This is a genomic window from Aquificaceae bacterium, assembly GCA_037481935.1.
Taxonomy (GTDB): Bacteria; Aquificota; Aquificia; order Aquificales; family Aquificaceae; genus Pampinifervens.
Genome location: JBBFKQ010000004.1, coordinates 137664 through 155637, shown reverse-complemented (window position 1 = coordinate 155637; position 17974 = coordinate 137664). Strand labels below are relative to the sequence as shown.

Below are 17974 nucleotides of genomic sequence, written 5' to 3'. Positions count from 1 at the left end.
TTAATCATGCCTCTGGGCTTTTCAAGGGCATGCCCCTTTTTACACTGTTTATAAAGCTTTCCACACCTTTCATGCTTTTTATACCGTAGAGCCTGTATATGAGTCTTCTCCTTATAGCATGGGGTAGCTTTAAAAATGCCCTTCTGTCCATATCGCCATCTTTTATAACACTCTCTATGGCTTCCTGTGTAAGTTTCTGAAGAACATCCTCCTCTTCCTTCAGTATTTCTCTGAGCCTGAGAAAGCTCTCCTCAAGCCTGGGGTTTATCTTTTTCAGCTCTGGGACAACTCTGTGCCTTATTAGATTTCTCGCGTAGCTCAGGTCGTAGTTGGTGGAGTCCTCTACCCATGTCTCTCCCTCTGATTTTACAAAATCCTCTATTTCCTCCCTTGTGGCAAGGTAGAGGGGTCTTATTACTCTTCCCTCTTTTTCTTCAAAGCCAAGGAGCCCCTCCCTTCCTGCACCACGCACAAGCCACAGGAGCATGGTCTCTAGGAGGTCGTTAAGGTGGTGGGCGGTGGCTATGAGGTCAAAGCCAGCCTCCTGCCTTATCTCTTCAAGGGCTCTGTATCTTAGCTCCCTTGCCCTTGCCTCAAGGTTTTCTCCATGGGACACAACCCTGAGCCTTCTTACGAAGATTTCAACTCCCTTACTCCTGGCAAAGTTCAGACAGAAGGACTCATCCCTGAAGGCTTCCTCCCCCCTTATCTGATGGTTTACGTGGGCAAGGGCGAGCCTCTTCAGCCTGAAAAAGTCCCATAGCCGGAGCATGCACAGGGCGAGGGCAACAGAGTCCACACCTCCTGAGAAGGCAATAAGAAGGGAAGAGTTTTCAGGTATAAGCCTTTTCTTCCTCTGAAACTGAACCACCTTTCTGAGCAGCCTGTGATATTTCATGCTGTAAGCCGTTTCTTTACCTCCTCATAGAAGGGGTGTGGAACGCCCTCCTGGTGAAGCCTCTCAAGAAGTTCAAGGGCGGATGTTCTGTCTCCCTTTCTTTCCAGGAGGTAGACCATTAGCTCGTAGGAGTTTATCTGAGGGAGTGTTCCCCCGTTCCTTTCTTTGAGTTCCTCCTTGTAGTCTTCAAAGAGCTCAAGGTCCATTCTGGCGTATTTTTCCATCCTTTCAAAATCTTTTAGCTTCTGGGAGAGCATAAGCAGGTCATTGAGTATGAGATGCCTCTCAAAAGCATTCTGACTGAGCTCAAGAGCTCTCAGATAAAGCCATTCTGCGTCCTCGTATTTCCCCTCAAGCAGGGCGGTCTGTGCAAGAGTGCCAAGAAGCGTTGTCCTGGTATAGCCAGGGTTGCTCACTTCTCCTGAGTCAAAATGCTTTGCCCGGAAGGGGAAGCGCATATCCTTTATGCTTTTAAGGGAAAAATAATACTTGACCCTCTTCTGGTCCCCCGGCTCAAGGGCTTCATACCAGTTCCAGAGGTCAAGGGCTTTCAGCACCCCTCCCTTTTCCCTGAAAATTCTGAAGACCTTACCAATCATAGGTGCTTCCTACACCCTCAATAACCATATCCCTCCTTACTTCCTTTATCTGATTGTTTTCGTTTACATAAACCAGATAGGGGCTGTAGTTTTCTAGCTCCTGTTCATTGAAAATTGCGTATGAAGCTATGATGATTATGTCGCCCACAGCGCCCAGCCTTGCAGCTGCACCGTTGAGCCTGACTTCACCGGAATACCTCGGGGCAGGTATCACATAGGTGGAAAAGCGTGCGCCGTTGCTCACGTTGTATACCTCTATCTTTTCAAAGGGCAAAAGGTCTGCCGCCTCCATCAGGGCAAGGTCAAGGGAGAGACTCCCTTCGTAATGAAGTTCTGCGCCCGTTATTCTTGCTCTGTGCACCTTTGATTTCAGCATAAACCTCTGCATACCTTCCTCCAGAGGAAATAAAAATATAACCTGAACCTTATAAACTTCAATGCCTTTTCTGATATAATCTATAGGCATGGAATACGCCTTTTTTGAAGGGAACTTCGTCCCCATAGAAGAAGCAAACATAAACATAAAGACCAACTCCTTCCACTACGGCACTGCCGTCTTTGAGGGTATTAGAGCCTACTGGAACGAAGAGCATGAGCAGCTGTATATCCTCTTTGCCAGAGAACATTACCAGAGGCTCATAAAAAACTGCAGGGCCATGTTCATGGAGCTTCCCTACAGCGTGGAGGACCTTGTTAGCATAACGGTAGAGCTCCTCAGAAAGAACCAGATAAGAGAGGATGTTTACATAAGACCCATAGCATACTTCAAAGACCTGAAACTCACACCAAAGCTCATAGACTACACTCCTGAAGTGGCCATATACACCTACAATTTTGGAAGGTATCTGGATACTTCCAAGGGCATAAGAGTAAAGGTTTCCTCCTGGAGGCGTAACGACGATAACTCCATACCTTCAAGATGGAAGGTGGCGGGAGCCTATGTAAACAGCGCACTGGCGAAAACAGAGGCTCTCATGGCAGGTTACGATGAGGCTCTCATGCTGAACCAGCACGGTTTTGTGGCGGAGGGGTCTGGAGAAAACATATTCCTCATAAGAGAGGGAAGGGCTATAACGCCCTCCTATTCAGAACATATACTTGAGGGCATAACAAGGTCTGCTGTAAAAAGACTTCTGAGAAATGAGCTTGTGGTTGAAGTGGAAGAGCGTCCTGTATCAAGGAGCGAGCTGTATGTGGCTGATGAGATTTTCCTTACAGGAACTGCAGCTGAGATAACTCCTGTGGTGGAGGTGGACAACAGGAAGGTGGGGAATGGAGAGACGGGAAGTATCACAAAAGAACTTCAGGAAATATACTTTCGTGCCGTGAGGGGAATGATAGAAAGATACTCTGGCTGGCTTACACCCGTTTATGAAAAGTGAAAGGCTGGAGTTTTTCAAGGAGTTTGCATACAGGACCCTAAACCACAACAGACTTACAGGAACAGATGGCAACGTAAGAGTTCGCAGGCTGATAGAGTCCTTCCTTGATTACACCTCCAGCAACTACAGGAAGGAGATTTTCCATACAAAAAAGCTCATACCCGAAGAGGCATGGCTCAGCATAGGTGACAGAAAGATAAGGGGTGTTGCTTACATTGGCAGCAGGTCTATTGATAGGGAATCCTACGCAAAGAGGGAATACATAGAAGGTGACATAGCCCTCATACCGGACTTAACCCGGGAAAAGGCTCTTCAGGCTCAGGAAAAGGGGGCTGTTGCGGTGATAACTTACAGGTCAGAGGATAAGGCAGACGCATACACCTATGGAAGCTATGTGGGTCTGGACATACCCGTGGTGAGCATAAGGCGTGAGGATGTTCCAGAGATAGAGGACTCTGAAGTATTACTCAGAGTAAAGTCAAGCGAAAGAGTGGTAGAGGGCACAAATTTTCTCATGGAAATAGGAAGAGGACCCATAATCTACATCATCTCCCACATGGACACCACCGTAGATATATACGGGGCTGTGGGCAACGGTGTTGGCTTTCTTCTTCTGCTCTTCCTTTACGAGGAGCTAAAGGAAAATTACACTGTTCCCTACAGGCTCAGGTTTCTTATCACAGATGCCAGAGAGCTTGGTATGGAAGGTGCGAAGTTTCATTTAAGGGGTGGTCTCAAGCACGTTTTTTACTGTATAAACCTTGAGGGTGTTGGATGGCACAACCCCTGCGTCCTCTACAGAGACTGGGGAGGGTATAACGGAGAAAAAATAAACCATATGTTTTACAAGCACCTGCAGGATATGAGGGTAAGCATAGACTTCTGTGAGGCAAAGGATAGGGATGGCGACCACATTCCCTTTAAGGAGCTTGGCATTCAAACCCTCTATCTCAGCTCTTATCCCTTTACCATAAGGCACACCCATTATGATGTCTACGACGCCATAAGCTGGGACCATGTAATAATGTGGTATGAAGTTATACTATCCTTTTTAAGGAGGTTTCACAAACTATGAGGCTCTTAATTCTTTTTACTCTTCTGCTTGCATACTCTGCCCTTGCCCAGTCCTTTGAGGACTTTCAGAAAAGGCTTGAAGACATAAGGAGCCTGAAGGTTGTATTTGTCCAGCGAGTTCAGTATCCATGGCAGTCAAAGCCTGACGTATCAAAGGGAACCTTTTATGCCCAGAGGGGTGGAAGGTTCAGGATAGAATACGAACAGCCGGAGAACACGCTCATAGTGTCCGATGGATTTCAGGTAATGGTCTATTCACCGAGGGATAGAACAGCCTTCCTTGACCGTCTTGAGAGAAACAGCTCACCAGTTGTGGAGGCCCTTTTTCTGGTGTCAAGACCTCTCTCTGAGGTGTTTGAGCTGGTTGGTGAGATGGAAAGTTCAAGGGGCAGAGTTTTCATACTCAAGCCAAAGGTCAGGGATGAATATTTTTCCAGGGTTCTGGTAGAGGTTTCCTCAAGGGGTGATATAAGGAGCATAAGGGTTGAAGAAAAGGAGGGAACCACTACCACAATAGAGTTCCTGAGTATGTCTTCCAACTTTACGCCCTCGGAGAACCTTTTTAGGGTCCGAGTTCCAGAGGGTGCAAGGGTAATAAGACCATGAAGATTCGCAGGGCAGAGGAGGGAGACATAAAAGAGCTGGTGGATGTCTATCTGCAGGGCTACAGAGGTCTTGAGGAATATTCCTATACTCATCCCGATGATGTGCAGGCATATCTTCACTGGCTTTTCAGAAGAGATGTGGCAGGCATATGGCTTGCGGAAGAAAATGGAAAGATTGTTGGTTTTATTGCAAGCGACGGAAACTGGTTCAGTAAGAGGGAAGGAAAGGTGGTGGGTGCTATTCATGAGCTTGTGATTCTTCCAGAATACAGAAAAAAGGGCATAGGGAAGGCTCTTGTGGAGAGGGCCCTGGAATACTTCAAAAGTAGAGGACTTGAGATTGCAGAGCTCTGGGTGGGTGATGAAAACACAGGGGCAATGGACTTTTACAGGAATCTTGGGTTTGAGGAAAAAGACAGGTTTAACTACTGGGTGAGGATGACAAAAGCTCTGAAGTGAGCCTTTCTTTTAGCTTGCATACAGAACACACCTCTGCGGTGGTAGGCTCGCCACAGACAGTGCATGGTCTTAGCTTCACTTCCTTAGACTCAAGCAAAGGATGGAGCCTTCTTATAAAGTCCATGTAAAACCTCAGCTTTGTGCCGGGGCTATTCTCCTCTACTTGCGAGAGTATCTTCTTGTGTTCTATGGAGCTCGCCCCCTCTGCAAAGGGACATTCCTCCTCCACATACTCAATCCCTGAGAGGAAGGCATAAAGGGCGTTTTCCTTCTCAGTAAACTTAAAGAGTGGTTTTACTTTTCTCACAAAGCCATCGCCCTCTGGAAGAACTGGAAACTGCCTTGAAAGATAGTCCATGTTCCAGCTGAGCACATTGGAAAAGAGCGTAGCACTTTCATCATCAAGGTTATGTCCGGTGGCTATGACCCTGTAGCCCCTTTCCCTGGCAAAGCGGTTCATGTAGTATCTTTTGAGCTGTCCGCAGAAGGAGCAGGCAGGGCGGGACTCCACCTCACTTATCTGAGGTATTGTAGCAATTTCCTGACGCAGTTCCACCACAGAAAGCTCAAGCCCTCTTTCAAGGGCAAACTTCTCACACGCCTGCCTTGACCTTTGAGAATACTCGCCTATGCCAAGGTCTATGTAAAGCCCGTCCGCTCTGTAGCCAAGCCTGTGCAGTGCATCCCACAGAGACAGGCTGTCCTTTCCACCAGAGACCGCCACAAGAACTCTGTCCTCCCTCTGGAACATGCTGAACTCTCTTACGGTGGACTCTACCCTCCTGAGATACCACTCTATGTAGTGCTCTTTGCAAAGAGAGAGCCTGTGCTGTGGCAGGGACACAACAGCCTTCTGACCGCACTTCTGACATTTACGCATTCTCTTAAATATATCCACCCGATATAGCGTTTATTACCCTGAGGCTCTCCCCGTCTTTTATGAAGTCCCTTTCGTCCAGAATCTCATCCCCCTTCACCACAAAGGCGTATTCCCTTGAAAGCCCAAGAGACCTCAGCAGGTCCTTTACCCTTACCCTATCCCCTTCAAACTCCAGTTCAAGGCTCTGCCCCCTGTAGCTAACCCTGACCCTCATGCCCTCAGAGCACCCTTGATGCCTTCGTATACAAGCAGTGTAGCCCTTGACTTGTTCAGAGTATAAAAGTGCAGTCCCTGAACGCCGTTCTCTAAGAGGTCAAGACACTGCTCTGTGGCAAACTCCACGCCTATCTTGAAGGTTTCCTCCGGGTTGTCCGCATAGGGTTCAAGCTTCTCCACCAGGCTCTGGGGTATGGTGGCACCGCACATGCTGGCAAACCTCTGAATCTGCCTGAAATTGGTGATGGGCATTATACCGGGTATGATGGGAATATCTATGCCCTCTTTACTGCACAACTCCACAAACTCATAGAAGAAGGAATTATCAAAAAACATCTGTGTTATGGAAAAGTCTGCACCCGCCTCCACCTTCTTCCTGAAGTATCTTATCTCCCACTCCATGTTGGGAGACTCGGGGTGTCCCTCAGGGTAAGAGGCCACGCCTATGGAAAACCATGCGCCAAAACTTTCCCTTATCAGCCTCACAAGTTCATCAGAATGCCTGCAGGCACCCTCGGGGGGCCTGAAGTCGGGCATGTTTGCAGGCACATCCCCTCTAAGGGCAAGTATGTTCTCTATGCCCATGTGCCTGTATTCTTCCAGTATTTGCAAAAGCTCCTCTTTTGTATGTGCTATGCAGGTAAGATGTGCCATCACAGTCAGGTCTGTTTCCCTGTGAATCCTTTCCACCACCCTGCGCGTTCTGTCTCTTGTGCTTCCACCCGCACCGTAAGTGACGGAAACAAAGGTAGGGTTAAGAGGCTGAAGGCTCTTTATGGTCTGAAAGAGCTCTTCCTCTCCCTCAGAAGTTTTGGGAGGGAAGAACTCAAAAGAAACGCTAAACCCTTTCTGTTTCAGATACTCTCCTATCTTCAAGCAGTGCCTCCGCAAAGTTTATGAGCCTTATTTTACAGGGTGCAGGCGACTTTATGAACATGCTTAGCAGGCTTATGAGCCTTTCTGTCTCTTCTGGATGCTCCTTCACAAAAGAATGAAGAAGGGGGAGGATGTCCTCTATCTCAAAGCTTAGCTCCCGTATGTGCCTTATTTCCTCTGGATTTTTCCCCTCTCTGAAAGCCCTCAGAGCCTTCATAGCCCTGCTTATAAGGTCATCTCTGGTCTTTGCCCACTTAAAGTCTGTGTATCTTGTGGTTATTTCAAAAAAGGCTCTGAGGGAGGGCAGCATATATCAGCCAAGCTCTTTCAGGTCCTTTATAAACTGGTCCACATCAAGGGCGGGCATGGTCAGCGTCCTTATGGTGCCCCTTGAACCCAGCTCCACAGCCATCTTCACTATAGTGTCGTTGTCCGGAGCCTCAAGGATGTTTACAAAGTCATAGGGACCCATCACCACATACTGAGCCAGCACCTTCACACCAAAGCGTTCCAGCACCTCCTTATCCACTTCCTTTATCCTCTCAGGCTTGTGCTTGAGGGTCTTCATACCCTCATCTGTAAGGGTTGTGAGCATCACATACACTGGCATGGCTTACACCTCCTTAGTTTATTTTCTAATATGATACTTCCTCAGCCCAATTCTGTCAAAGAGTTCATAGAGCACCGGAAGCAGGAAAAGGCTCAGGGGCAGTCCTGTAAATATGCCACCTATGACTGCTAAGGCAAGGGGCTTTCTCAGTTCTGCACCTGCAGTCAGTCCCAGAGCCACTGGTGTGAGGGCTGAGACGATGGTAAAGGTGGTCATTAGTATGGGTCTGAGCCTTTCTCTTCTTGCCTGAAGTATTGCCTGACGGGTCTCTATACCTTCCTTCCTGAGCTGAATGATCCTCTCTATAAAGAGAACCGCGTCGCGCACGATTATTCCTACCAGCAGGATTATTCCAAAGTAGGAAGGGACGCTGAGAGATGTGTTCGTTAAGAGAAGAAGTCCAAAAGCTCCTGCCACAGCAAGGGGAACCATGAGAAGAACTGTAAAGGGATGCCTGTAGCTCTCAAAGAGGGAGGCAAGCACCATGTATACACCCACGAGGGCAAATATTAGGGCAAAGCCGAGCCCCTGAAAGGCTCTCTGAAACTCCCTTGCCTGACCCACCGGTTCAAAGGTGTAGCCCGGTGGGAGGTTGTTTCTGAGCCACTCTTCTACCTCTACCACTGCACTGGCAAGGGGCTTTTCTGGAGAGAGATTGGAGAAAAAGGTAAGGGAATACTGTCTGTTGTAGCGGTTTATTGCCTTGTAGCCTGTGGCAATCTGAATGTCTACAAGCTCTGTGAGGGGGATAAGTTCCCCCTTAAAGTTTCTAACAAAGACCTTTCTGAGGTTTTCCACGTTCTGCACAAATTCGGGCACAGCCTTCACATACAGGTCGTAGCTCTCCGCACCGAGCTCATAGGTGCCCAGCTGAAACTTGCCAAAAAGCACATTCAGAGTTGTTGCCACGTCCTCCACATTCACCCCCAGGTCTCCCAACTTTTCCCTGTTTACCCTTATCTGAACTTGAGACTCGTTGAGCCTGAGGTCTGTGTCCACGTCCCTGTAGCCGGGCCTGTTTCTGAACTCTGAGGTGAGCCTGCTGGCTATGGTCTGAAGCTCCTCAAGGGAAGGTCCTCTTATGGCATACTGCAGGTCCACCTGCCTTCCACCTCCAGGTCCCACTATACCCGGAGGCTCTATGCTTACCCTCACATCCTTTACCCTCCTGAGTTCTTCTCTTACCATTTCCATTATCTTTGCCTGATGGGGTCTTTTACCCTCTTTGAGGTAAACAAAGCCAAGTCCTCCATTTACATCGGGCCTTCCTGCCACCCCCTGACCCATGGCAAGTCCAAAGCGGTCTACATATGGGTTCTTCAGAAGTATGGCTTCTATCTCCTGAGTTTTCTTCTCTGTGTATTCAAAGGAAGAGCCCACAGGCGTTTCAAACCTCACGAGAAATCTGCCCTCGTCCACTATGGGGAAAAACTCCTTCTTTGTCGCCCTGAAGAGCTGAAAACCAATAAAAACACTGACAAGGGATAGTGCTATAACAATCGCCTTGTGGTCAAGAGCCCATCTCAGAAGTCTGTCAAAGAAGGCCTCAAACCTCTCGTAAGCCTTCACAAAGGGGTTTGTGGAGGGTGGTCCAGCTACAAGCCTTGAGACTGCCATGGGTGTAAAGCTAACCGCTACAAGGTATGAAAGGGCAATGGCTATCACGAGGGTCAGGGCAAAGCTGCCAAAAAGCTTGCCCACAACACCTTTCAGGAATATTATGGGAAGGAAAACTATCACAAGAGAGGCGGTGGAGGCGAGGAGTGCAAATACAACAATCCTTGTGCCTTTCTCTCCCGCTTCAATAGGCTCCAGCCCCTCCTCATGCCTCCTTCTGTATATGCTTTCAAGCACCACTATGGCATCGTCTATAACAATACCTACCGCCACCGCAAGGGCAAGAAGGGTAAAGGTGTTGAGGGAGTTGCCAAGCTGGTATATGAAAAAGACAGTTCCCAGAAGGGTTATGGGTATGGCAAAAACAGGCACCAGGGTGAGCCTGACGCTTCCGAGGAAGAAGTAGACCACAAGGGCAGTCAGAAGGCTACCTATTATGATTTCCTCTATGGCTGCTTTGACGCTGTCTTTTACAAATATGGAAGAGTCAAAGGTGTAATCCATCCTCATTCCAGGGGGTAGTTGACGGTTGAGCTCTTCCATCTTTGCCTTTACCGCATCCACTACCTGAACTGTGTTGGTTTTGGATTGCTTGTAGACCACAAGAGCAACGGCTTGCTCTCCCATAAACCTTGACATTCCTCGTCTTTCGTCTTCTGTAAACTCCACAAAGCCCACGTCCCTGAGCCTTACACCGTTTCTTATGTAGACCCCCTCAAGCTCCTTCGGGTCCTGAGCCTTTCCGTAGAGCCTTATTATGTATTCTCTATTTTTGCCGTATATGGCTCCCGCCGGAGCTTCAAGGTGATTTTTGCTCACCGCGTCAATAACATCCTGAACCGCAAGCCCCCTTGAGTAGAGCTTTTCCGGCTCAACCCTTACCCAGAGCACATTGTCTCTGAAACCTCCCAGGTCCACCTGACCCACGCCGTTTATCCTCTCAAACTCCCTCTTTATCACCTTATCCGCCCAGTAGGCAAGGGTTTGGTAATCCGCGGTTTTCGAGTAAAGTAAGGTCACAAAGACAGGAGCAAGAGATGTGTCCACCTTCCTAACTACAGGAGGGTCAACTCCCTCAGGAAGCCTTCTGAGGGCTCTCTGCACCGCATCCCTGACTTCCTGCGCCGCCACATCTATGTCCTTTTCGAGGGAGAAGGTAATTGTTATCCTTGAAGTGCCTGCAAAGCTGGCGGAGGATATGGTCTCAATACCGCTTATGGTGGCTATCTGGTCTTCTATCTCTCTGGTGACATTCACATCCACCACGTAGGCGTTGGCGCCGGGATAGGTGGTTACTATACTCACTGTGGGAAAGTCCACATCAGGAAGCCTGTCAAGAGGGATTATCCTCAGAGAGTATAGGCCCAGGATTATGAAGGCTATCATGAACATCCAGGAAGTGACTGGTCTGTGTATAAAAAAGCGATACATGGCAGGTATATTATAACCGACCGACTGGTCAGTATGTTAGGGACTTTCCCCAATAACTCTAAATATTTCTTTCACTATCTTGGGATGCAGAGTTTTGCCAGCATGAAAGGGAATTACAATTCTCAAATTACCCTTGCCATAGATGCGATGGCTTCCTTTTGTTCTCAGCAACTCAAAGCCCTTTTCCAGCAACAGCCTTTACGCTTCCTGTGGCGTAAGCCTCGGCAATCTTGGCATTATAGTTCTACAAAGGCGGTAATGACTTCCTTACTCTTGAGGTCCATTAAGTCTTCCTCTGTAAGAGTTTCAATATACAGCTCAATGGCTTCTCTTATGTTTTTCATAACCTCTTCAAAGGTATCTCCCTGCGTCTGACAACCGGGCAAATCTGGACAGTAGGCGTAGAAACCATGTTTATCCTTTTCAATAACCACAAGATACGCCATGATTTACTATTAAATGCCTTCCCGTACGTTTGTCAACCGACCGACCGGTCAGTATGTTATAATGTAAGGTGCTATGAGGAAATTCCTCTCTGTGTTGACAGCTTTTTCTCTAACTTTTGTCCTCTCATGCCAGAAGCAGGCTCAGAAGCCACAAGACCAGCAAACTCAGGAAAGAAAGGTTGTGGTCAGCCTTTACAGGGTAAAGTCTGAAGATGTCCCCATTGAATACAGCACAAAGGGTTACTTTGAAGGGGAAAAGGATGTGATTCTCAGACCCCTTGTCAGCGGGAGGGTTCTGAACCTTTTTGTGGAAGAGGGGGATTTCGTAAGGAGCGGGCAGGCACTCTTGAAAATAGACCCTGCAGACTACGAAAATACCCTAAGACAGTTTGAGGCGCAGCTGGCTCAGGCGAGGGCAAGCTACGAAAACCAGAGAGCCATTGCAGAGAGAAGAAGGTTTCTCTTTGAGAGGGAGCTGATAGCCAGAGAAGAGTATGAAAATGTGCAGACGCAACTCAGGGCTCAGGAAGAATTCATAAGAAGCCTTCAGGCACAGATATCCAACGCAAGGCTCAGCCTTCAGAGAACCACACTCACCGCACCTTTCTCTGGATACATAGCCCAGAAGTTTGTAAACGTGGGTGATTACATAACTCCCCAGAGCCAGACTTTCAGGCTGGTGACCCTTGACCCCATAAGGTTTGTGTTTCAGACTCCTCAGGAGTATGTGATTCACGCAAGTGAGGGCTCAAGGGTAAGGATAAGAGTGGAGCCTTTTGGAGAGTTTGAGGGGATTGTGTTTTTTGTCTCGCCAGCGGCAGATTCCAACAGACTTCTTACCATAAAGGCAAGGCTCAAAAACCCCAGAGGTGAGCTCAAGCCAGGCATGTATGGGGAGGCTAAGCTACTGCTTGGCGTTGAAAGGGGCTTTGCGGTGCCAGAACAGGCTGTGGTTGTTCAGGGAAATAGAAAGGTGGTCTGGAGGATTCAGGATGGCATAGCACAGCCCGTGCAGGTGGAGGTGATAAAACAGGGGCAGGGTGTAGTTTACGTAAAGGGTGACCTCAGAGATGGTGAGGGAATCGCTCTTGAAAATGCCTACGTGCTCCAGCAGGGTGTAAAGGTGGAAGTAAGATGAGGTTTATTCTTATTTTTCTGCTAAGCATAAAGTTGACGCTCGCCCTTACTCTTGAGCAGGCAATAGATTTTGCGGTCAGGAACAACACCTCAGTGAGGCTCTCTCTTCTTGACCTCCAGAAGGCGGAGGAAAACATAAGAAAGGCCAGGGCTGGCATACTTCCACAGGTAAGCTTCTCATACAGCTATACAAGGCTGGGCGGAGACCTTGCCTTTGGCTTCACCCCCAAAAACAGACACAGCTACATACTTGAAGTAGACCAGACAGTATTTAACCGTGCAGTCCTTGAGGGTCTGAGCCTTGCAAAAGAACAGAAAGAGCTCCAGAGCCTGATATACGAAGACACCAAAAGGGAAGTGGAGTTTCAGACAAAGCAGCTCTTTTATGCTCTTCTTTACAAAAAGGAAGTTGTAAAGCTCCTTGAGGAAAATCTCAGATACTGGGAAGAGAACTACAGGCAGACAGAAGGCAAGTTTCAGGCAGGGGTGGTTCCCAAGGTGGAGCTCATGAGGGCAAAGGCTCAGCTGGAGAATGCGAGGGCACAGCTGGAGAATGCAACTGCAGATTACAGAAAGAGTCTTGAAGACTTTAAAGCCTTTCTCAGGTTTGAAGGAGAGCCAGAGCCGGAAGGAAAACTACAGATGCAGCCCCTGAATGGGGAAGACCACAAAAAACTTCTTGAAAACAACAGCACGCTAAAGGTTGCCAGAAAAAGCCTTGAAGTTGCCCAGAGAGCCCTTGATCTACAGAGGTCTCAGTATTACCCCAGCCTTGACCTCTTTGCCACCTACCAGGGCAGCACTGCAAGGATTGGGGGAAAGGATAGCCTGGTGGATGGTTACACTGTGGGTGCAAGGCTAAATTACAGGATATTTGACGGCTTTGCCCGTGAGTCAAGCATAGCTCAGGCAAGGATAGACCTTCTCAAGCAGGCAGAAAATCTCAAGGATACAGAACAGAGGCTCAGAGCCGAGCTCAGCAAAACTCTTCTGGACTTAAACTCTCTCATGGCTCAGATAGGGGCAGTAGAGCTATCTCTTGAATCTGCGAGGGAAAGCTTGAGGCTTTCCACGGAGAGATACCGCTTTGGCGTTGCCACACAGCTTGAAGTGCTTGATGTCATAAGTAATTACAACAACACTCTACAGAACTACTATTTTCTGCTCTATTTATACAACACTGCAGTAGCCAGGCTTGAAAGGCTTACAAAATGAGTGCAAGAGAGAGAATAATTCAGTCTGCCAAAGAGCTTTTCTCCCAGAAGGGTTATAACCACACCACAGTGGAAGATATAGTAAAACATGCTGGCCTTTCAAAGGGTGCCTTTTACTTCTACTTCAAGAGCAAGGACCAGCTCATGGAGGAGCTCATAAACAGTATGGCTAACAGGACAAAGGAGATAATGAAAAGGTGGCTGGAGAAGGATGTTTCAGCAGAGGAGGCTATAAAGGGGCACATAAGGGACTTTCTCCTTGAATGCTACGAGGACAGGCATATAGCCTATGTGTTCTTCTTTGAGCTCATGTGCAGTAAGGAGGAATTCAGAAAGCTGCACAGCATGCACCTGCAGGAGATAAGAGAATTGCTCTCTCAGATGGTAAAAAAGGGCTACGAAAGAGGTGAGTTTCTGTGCGGAAGTGTAAAAACCCTTGTTAATCTCATAGCAGGCTACATAAGGCTTATATACATGGAGGGGCTCCTCCTTGACCACACTCCTCTGGAAGATGTTTTGAAGGAGGCGGAGGAGGGCCTTGAAATCATATTCAGGGGGCTGAAATGTGGCTAATGCTACTTCTTCTCACTTTCTGCGGATTTTCCTTTTCCCTGAGCCTTGAAGAACTCCTCAGCTCTGCAGTAGAAAAAAATCCCAGGCTATCTGTAAAAAGGTATGCGGTGGAGTCTGCACGCCTGAACCTGAAGGGTGAGACACAGCTTTATTATCCCGAATTCTTTGCTGGATACAGGTTTTCTTTTCAGTCTGAAAAGCAGTCTATAAGCGTGCCGGCTTTTTGGGGCTTCCAGCCCTTTGAATTCAGCAGTTCAAAGAGAAGCTATCAGAACCTGCAGGCGGGCGTAAGGCAGTTCCTCTATGATGGAGGGCTGAGAGCCTCAAGGGTAGACATAGCAAGGAGCAGGCTGAAAATCTCAGAGGAGGATTACGCAGAAACTCTGCTGGATGTAAAGCTGGAGGTGATAAGGGCCTATCTATCTGTGCTCTCCTCTGCAGAGCTCCTGGAAGTTCTCAAAAAGCAGAGGGAAGCGGTGCATGCTGACCTTACGCAGAGGGAAGCATTTTTCAGAGAAGGCCTGGTTGCCATAACAGACGTGCTACAGGCAAGGGTCAGGCTTGCGGAGGTGGAAAGGGACCTCAGGCAGGCAGAGGGAAGTTACCGTGTGGCCATTGCAAACCTCTCAAGGCTTACAGGCATTGAAGAAGACAGACTGAAGGACATAAAGCCAGTAAACATTAAGCCTGAGATGGAAAGCCCTGAATCGCTCATACAGAGGGCATTGCAGAGACGGCCCATCACAAAACTGACCGCACAGAGGCTCGAAGCGACAAAAAGTCAGAGAAGGATTGAGTTATCTCAGTTCCATCCTAGGGTCTTCTTTGAGGGAGTTTACAACTACTCAGACCAGAACCCGACCCTGTCTCCAAAGGGGTTCTTTGTGCTCAGTGCGGGCATGAGCATCAGCTTTCAGTCTCTCAGCTCCTATTACAGAGCCCTTGCCCTTGTAGAGGAAGAAAAGGGCATAAGAGAAGAGCTCAGGGACTTACAGCAATCTATAGCCCTTAAGGTAAGGTCTGCCTATGAAAACTTCCTGACAGCACAGGATAATCTGAAAGTAGCAGAAGAGGCCCTCACTTTTGCAGAGGAATACTACAGGTTATCTCTGGAGCAATACAGAAATCAGATAATAAGCGGCACTGACCTTCTTCAGGCGGAGGCAAGCAGGACACAGGCTCTAAGGTCTAAAGTCATAGCCTACTACAGGCTTCTTGAAGCCTACTTTGAACTGCTCAGAGAGGTAGGTGAGTTATGAAGAAGCTGGGTGCAGTCATAGTAATCCTGTTAATCCTTGTCTTTGGCTTTCTTTCCTACAGGTGGATAAAGCACAGGATAGAATATGCCATAACCGATGCGGTTTTTATAAGGGCAGAAAACATGAGCAACGTAGCCTTTGAAGTGGGAGGAAGAGTGGTGGAGGTCTACAGGGACATGGGAGACAGAGTGAAGAGGGGGGAAGTTATTGCAAGGCTTGAACCTGAAGACTACAGGCTGCAGCTTGAGGTGCTTCAGGGCAGGCTCTCCTCCATGATTGCCCAGAAGGAAGCCCTTGAGCTTCAGCTAAATAGGTCTCAGGGTCAGATTAATATAGGTGTAGATATCTCAAAAGACACGCTCAGCGAAGTAAAAGCCAGAGAGGAAGCCCTCAGGAAGCAGATACAGGAGATGGATGTTCAGCTTGAGCAGGCAAAGCGAGACAGAGACAGACTGGAAAATCTACTGAAAGAGGGTCTGATACCAAAGCAGAAGTTTGAACAGGCTGACACTTCTTACAGAAGCCTTCTTATGAGAAAGAAAGCCCTTGAGGACCATCTGAAAGAACTCAGAGCGGTCTACTCAAAAGCTCAGGGAGAATTCGAAAGGGCTCAGTTAGACAGGCTTAGGGTGCAGGAACTCAAAAAACAGGTCAGCTCCCTTGAAGAGGAAATAAAGGCTTTAAGGGCACAGATACAGAAGGCTCAGCTTGACCTGCAGAGGACTGAGCTTCGCTCCCCTGTGGATGGAGTTGTGGCAAAGAGGTTCATAAGCGTGGGGGACATGGTAAGACCAGGTCAGCCAGCTTTCAGCCTTGTGGATGACAGCTCACTCTTTGCGGAGGCTCTCCTTGAGGAAACAAAGCTCAGAGGTATAAAGCAGGGCTCAAAGGCATACATCAGGCTTGATGCCTATAAGGGTGTTGTGTTTGAAGGGGTAGTGGAAGAGATAAGCCCTGCCTCCGCCGCCACCTTCGCCCTCGTGCCAAGAGATATATCCGCCGGGGAGTTCACAAAGGTGGTGCAAAGGATACCCGTAAAGATTAAGATAACAAAGGGAGACATGAGCCTTCTCAGAGTTGGCATGGGAGGAAGGGTGGAGATAAGGAGAGAATGAGAGAAGAAAAGCCCTTTCACGAAGCCCTAACGCCCCCAGAGCGTGCAGTCCTGACCCTCTCTCTGATGATAGGGGTCTTTATGGCAATCCTGGATACCACCATAGTGGACATAGTGGTTCCAAAGATGATGGCACCTCTGAGCACAGACCTCTATGGCGTCCAGTGGGTGATAACCTCCTACATGACCTCCGCAGCTACCGCCATCTTGCTGGTAGAGTGGCTTGAAAGCAGGGTGGGACTCAAAAGGGTGTTTCTGGCGGGCCTTTTTCTCTTCACCACCGCCTCCTTTTTCTGCGGTCAGGCTCAGTCCCTTGAGTGGATGATAGCTTCAAGGACCGTTCAGGGTTTTGGTGAATCCCTCATAGTGGTCAGTGCGGAGGCCCTTCTTTTTTCCGCCTATGCCCCAGAGAAGAGGGGTCTTGCCATGGGCATATATGGGCTCGGGGTGAGCTTTGCTCCCGCTCTTGGTCCTACCCTTGGAGGCTGGATAACAGAACATATAGACTGGAGATGGATTTTCTACATAAACCTTCCCATAGGCATACTCAACTTTACCCTTGCCCTTTTCTTTCTCAAAGACTACAGACCTATCCACAGGCTAAGGCTCAATTTTCTCTCCTACCTTCTCATCTCCCTTGCCACTGTGAGCCTGCTTGTGGTGCTCTCAAGGGGACAGAAGGAGGGCTGGTTTGCCAGCGACTTTATACTCCATCTTTCTCTTCTTTCTCTCTTTTCTTTCCTTCTCTTTCTGCTATCAGAACTCACATCCAGAAATAAGCTTATAGACCCTTCCATCTTCAGGATAAAGGAGTTTGTGGTCGCCTTCTGGGTCTACTGCTTTGTGCTGGGCTTTTCCATGTATCAGGTCTTCTATCTTATACCTCTTTATTTTGAAAAGCTCAAGGGCTACACAACCCTTCAGGCGGGGCTTGCCATACTTCCCATGGCCCTTACCATAGGCTTTCTCTCTCCAGTTGCGGGCATAATCTCCGATAAAAAATCACCAAGGTTTGCCCTGTATGTGGCAACAGTTCTTTATCTGTCAGTCGCCTTTCTTTTGCTGCCAAGGCTCAACTACTTTACTCCGGGGAGCACTGCGGTGCTCTATCTTGTGGCGATGGGTGCAGGTATGGGCTTTTTCTTTGCTCCTGTGACTCAGATGGCGCTGAAGAGACTGGGGGAAAAGACTACCCTCGGAGTGAGCCTTATGCACTATATAAGATTTGTGGGTGGGTCTTTTGGCACAGCCCTTGCTACCAACGACCTTCAGAGGTTTGCCGCAGAAAACCTTCAGAGGAGCACAGAGCTTCAGAACCCATACTGGCTTCAGATGAAGATAAAGGAGGCAGCTGATTTTATATACCAGTTTTCCCATCAGGCTGAAGAAAGGGCAAAAGCAATGCTCTACCAGCTCCAGAGCCTCTATGCCATGTCGGATGCCTTTGGTTCAACCCTTCTTCTGGCAGCCTTCTGGGCTCTTCTTGGCAGTCTGCCGGTCCTCTATCTTTTCTGGGAGGACATCAGGGATTTGCTGTCACATGGTCTTACAAAAGAAGTTGCAGAAAAAAGTCAGGAGGTGTGA

General features: G+C 48.3%; 20 protein-coding genes. 10 read left to right on the top strand and 10 right to left on the bottom strand.

Translation table 11 applies throughout. From position 1 onward, the window contains the following. Nucleotides 1-4: 4 nt before the first annotated feature. From tilS to panD, 3 genes are read right to left on the bottom strand one after another with little or no spacing between them, the layout of a single operon-like run. Nucleotides 5-898 carry a tRNA lysidine(34) synthetase TilS gene (gene tilS, locus WHS43_05265; GenBank protein MEJ5339046.1) on the bottom strand — a complete coding sequence of 298 codons (894 nt, stop codon included), beginning with the start codon at nucleotides 896-898 and terminating at the stop codon, nucleotides 5-7. Next, on the bottom strand, nucleotides 895-1497 hold the full coding sequence (locus WHS43_05260) for a hypothetical protein (GenBank protein ID MEJ5339045.1): 603 nt from the start codon (nucleotides 1495-1497) through the stop codon (nucleotides 895-897). Before WHS43_05260 ends, tilS begins: the two co-directional genes overlap by 4 nt. Further along, nucleotides 1487-1885, bottom strand: coding sequence for an aspartate 1-decarboxylase (gene panD, locus WHS43_05255; GenBank protein MEJ5339044.1), 399 nt, complete (start codon nucleotides 1883-1885; stop codon nucleotides 1487-1489). The genes WHS43_05260 and panD overlap by 11 nt, the downstream gene beginning before the upstream one ends. 76 nt (nucleotides 1886-1961) lie before the next feature. Between panD and ilvE the strand changes: the two genes are divergently transcribed. The 4 genes from ilvE to WHS43_05235 are packed head-to-tail and all read left to right on the top strand — an operon-like array spanning nucleotide 1962 to nucleotide 5017. After that, entirely contained in the window at nucleotides 1962-2879 is a 918-nt protein-coding gene (ilvE, locus tag WHS43_05250; GenBank protein ID MEJ5339043.1) for a branched-chain-amino-acid transaminase, read from the top strand. Next, nucleotides 2869-3954, top strand: a complete 1086-nt coding sequence (locus tag WHS43_05245) for a M28 family peptidase (protein ID MEJ5339042.1) — start codon at nucleotides 2869-2871, stop codon at nucleotides 3952-3954. Before ilvE ends, WHS43_05245 begins: the two co-directional genes overlap by 11 nt. Next, nucleotides 3951-4559, top strand: coding sequence for an outer membrane lipoprotein chaperone LolA (gene lolA / locus WHS43_05240; protein ID MEJ5339041.1), 609 nt, complete (start codon nucleotides 3951-3953; stop codon nucleotides 4557-4559). Before WHS43_05245 ends, lolA begins: the two co-directional genes overlap by 4 nt. Then, nucleotides 4556-5017, top strand: coding sequence for a GNAT family N-acetyltransferase (locus WHS43_05235; protein ID MEJ5339040.1), 462 nt, complete (start codon nucleotides 4556-4558; stop codon nucleotides 5015-5017). Before lolA ends, WHS43_05235 begins: the two co-directional genes overlap by 4 nt. Here the strand turns inward: WHS43_05235 and WHS43_05230 are convergent. The 7 genes from WHS43_05230 to WHS43_05200 all read right to left on the bottom strand — a co-directional run bounded on the left by WHS43_05230 (nucleotide 4980) and on the right by WHS43_05200 (nucleotide 11093). Further along, nucleotides 4980-5897, bottom strand: a complete 918-nt coding sequence (locus tag WHS43_05230) for a TIGR00269 family protein (GenBank protein MEJ5339039.1) — start codon at nucleotides 5895-5897, stop codon at nucleotides 4980-4982. The two genes, WHS43_05235 and WHS43_05230, sit on opposite strands and share 38 nt — an antisense overlap. 4 nt (nucleotides 5898-5901) lie before the next feature. After that, nucleotides 5902-6111: a MoaD/ThiS family protein gene (locus WHS43_05225; protein MEJ5339038.1), complete on the bottom strand. Its 210-nt coding sequence runs from the start codon at nucleotides 6109-6111 to the stop codon at nucleotides 5902-5904. Then, complete coding sequence (gene metF / locus WHS43_05220; protein MEJ5339037.1) at nucleotides 6108-6989, bottom strand: methylenetetrahydrofolate reductase [NAD(P)H]; 882 nt, start codon at nucleotides 6987-6989, stop codon at nucleotides 6108-6110. The genes WHS43_05225 and metF overlap by 4 nt, the downstream gene beginning before the upstream one ends. Next, nucleotides 6952-7299 (bottom strand): hypothetical protein, encoded by a 348-nt coding sequence (locus WHS43_05215; protein MEJ5339036.1) that lies wholly within the window; start codon nucleotides 7297-7299, stop codon nucleotides 6952-6954. Before WHS43_05215 ends, metF begins: the two co-directional genes overlap by 38 nt. A gap of 3 nt (nucleotides 7300-7302) precedes the next feature. Further along, nucleotides 7303-7599 carry a GYD domain-containing protein gene (locus WHS43_05210; protein ID MEJ5339035.1) on the bottom strand — a complete coding sequence of 99 codons (297 nt, stop codon included), beginning with the start codon at nucleotides 7597-7599 and terminating at the stop codon, nucleotides 7303-7305. 18 nt (nucleotides 7600-7617) lie between these two features. Beyond that, entirely contained in the window at nucleotides 7618-10647 is a 3030-nt protein-coding gene (locus WHS43_05205) for an efflux RND transporter permease subunit (GenBank protein ID MEJ5339034.1), read from the bottom strand. Between the two features lie 236 nt (nucleotides 10648-10883). Beyond that, a complete protein-coding gene (locus WHS43_05200; protein MEJ5339033.1) occupies nucleotides 10884-11093 on the bottom strand; it encodes a type II toxin-antitoxin system HicB family antitoxin in 210 nt (69 codons plus the stop codon). A 73-nt stretch (nucleotides 11094-11166) separates the two neighbouring features. Between WHS43_05200 and WHS43_05195 the strand changes: the two genes are divergently transcribed. Genes WHS43_05195 through WHS43_05170 form a run of 6 tightly spaced genes read left to right on the top strand, consistent with a single transcriptional unit; the run spans nucleotide 11167 to nucleotide 17974 of the window. Continuing rightward, nucleotides 11167-12231: an efflux RND transporter periplasmic adaptor subunit gene (locus tag WHS43_05195; GenBank protein ID MEJ5339032.1), complete on the top strand. Its 1065-nt coding sequence runs from the start codon at nucleotides 11167-11169 to the stop codon at nucleotides 12229-12231. Beyond that, nucleotides 12228-13445 (top strand): TolC family protein, encoded by a 1218-nt coding sequence (locus WHS43_05190; protein MEJ5339031.1) that lies wholly within the window; start codon nucleotides 12228-12230, stop codon nucleotides 13443-13445. Before WHS43_05195 ends, WHS43_05190 begins: the two co-directional genes overlap by 4 nt. After that, entirely contained in the window at nucleotides 13442-14017 is a 576-nt protein-coding gene (locus tag WHS43_05185) for a TetR/AcrR family transcriptional regulator (GenBank protein MEJ5339030.1), read from the top strand. The genes WHS43_05190 and WHS43_05185 overlap by 4 nt, the downstream gene beginning before the upstream one ends. Continuing rightward, on the top strand, nucleotides 14017-15276 hold the full coding sequence (locus tag WHS43_05180; GenBank protein ID MEJ5339029.1) for a TolC family protein: 1260 nt from the start codon (nucleotides 14017-14019) through the stop codon (nucleotides 15274-15276). The genes WHS43_05185 and WHS43_05180 overlap by 1 nt, the downstream gene beginning before the upstream one ends. After that, complete coding sequence (locus tag WHS43_05175) at nucleotides 15273-16391, top strand: HlyD family efflux transporter periplasmic adaptor subunit (GenBank protein MEJ5339028.1); 1119 nt, start codon at nucleotides 15273-15275, stop codon at nucleotides 16389-16391. The genes WHS43_05180 and WHS43_05175 overlap by 4 nt, the downstream gene beginning before the upstream one ends. Next, on the top strand, nucleotides 16388-17974 hold the full coding sequence (locus tag WHS43_05170) for a DHA2 family efflux MFS transporter permease subunit (protein MEJ5339027.1): 1587 nt from the start codon (nucleotides 16388-16390) through the stop codon (nucleotides 17972-17974). The genes WHS43_05175 and WHS43_05170 overlap by 4 nt, the downstream gene beginning before the upstream one ends.

What these genes read in the sequence shown, in the direction of transcription:
- tilS (MEJ5339046.1), bottom strand. Translation starts at nt 898, where the DNA reads ATGAAATATCACAGGCTGCTCAGAAAGGTGGTTCAGTTTCAGAGGAAG.
- WHS43_05260 (MEJ5339045.1), bottom strand. Translation starts at nt 1,497, where the DNA reads ATGATTGGTAAGGTCTTCAGAATTTTCAGGGAAAAGGGAGGGGTGCTG.
- panD (MEJ5339044.1), bottom strand. Translation starts at nt 1,885, where the DNA reads ATGCAGAGGTTTATGCTGAAATCAAAGGTGCACAGAGCAAGAATAACG.
- ilvE (MEJ5339043.1), top strand. Translation starts at nt 1,962, where the DNA reads ATGGAATACGCCTTTTTTGAAGGGAACTTCGTCCCCATAGAAGAAGCA.
- WHS43_05245 (MEJ5339042.1), top strand. Translation starts at nt 2,869, where the DNA reads ATGAAAAGTGAAAGGCTGGAGTTTTTCAAGGAGTTTGCATACAGGACC.
- lolA (MEJ5339041.1), top strand. Translation starts at nt 3,951, where the DNA reads ATGAGGCTCTTAATTCTTTTTACTCTTCTGCTTGCATACTCTGCCCTT.
- WHS43_05235 (MEJ5339040.1), top strand. Translation starts at nt 4,556, where the DNA reads ATGAAGATTCGCAGGGCAGAGGAGGGAGACATAAAAGAGCTGGTGGAT.
- WHS43_05230 (MEJ5339039.1), bottom strand. Translation starts at nt 5,897, where the DNA reads ATGCGTAAATGTCAGAAGTGCGGTCAGAAGGCTGTTGTGTCCCTGCCA.
- WHS43_05225 (MEJ5339038.1), bottom strand. Translation starts at nt 6,111, where the DNA reads ATGAGGGTCAGGGTTAGCTACAGGGGGCAGAGCCTTGAACTGGAGTTT.
- WHS43_05215 (MEJ5339036.1), bottom strand. Translation starts at nt 7,299, where the DNA reads ATGCTGCCCTCCCTCAGAGCCTTTTTTGAAATAACCACAAGATACACA.
- WHS43_05210 (MEJ5339035.1), bottom strand. Translation starts at nt 7,599, where the DNA reads ATGCCAGTGTATGTGATGCTCACAACCCTTACAGATGAGGGTATGAAG.
- WHS43_05205 (MEJ5339034.1), bottom strand. Translation starts at nt 10,647, where the DNA reads ATGTATCGCTTTTTTATACACAGACCAGTCACTTCCTGGATGTTCATG.
- WHS43_05200 (MEJ5339033.1), bottom strand. Translation starts at nt 11,093, where the DNA reads ATGGCGTATCTTGTGGTTATTGAAAAGGATAAACATGGTTTCTACGCC.
- WHS43_05195 (MEJ5339032.1), top strand. Translation starts at nt 11,167, where the DNA reads ATGAGGAAATTCCTCTCTGTGTTGACAGCTTTTTCTCTAACTTTTGTC.
- WHS43_05190 (MEJ5339031.1), top strand. Translation starts at nt 12,228, where the DNA reads ATGAGGTTTATTCTTATTTTTCTGCTAAGCATAAAGTTGACGCTCGCC.
- WHS43_05185 (MEJ5339030.1), top strand. Translation starts at nt 13,442, where the DNA reads ATGAGTGCAAGAGAGAGAATAATTCAGTCTGCCAAAGAGCTTTTCTCC.
- WHS43_05180 (MEJ5339029.1), top strand. Translation starts at nt 14,017, where the DNA reads ATGCTACTTCTTCTCACTTTCTGCGGATTTTCCTTTTCCCTGAGCCTT.
- WHS43_05175 (MEJ5339028.1), top strand. Translation starts at nt 15,273, where the DNA reads ATGAAGAAGCTGGGTGCAGTCATAGTAATCCTGTTAATCCTTGTCTTT.
- WHS43_05170 (MEJ5339027.1), top strand. Translation starts at nt 16,388, where the DNA reads ATGAGAGAAGAAAAGCCCTTTCACGAAGCCCTAACGCCCCCAGAGCGT.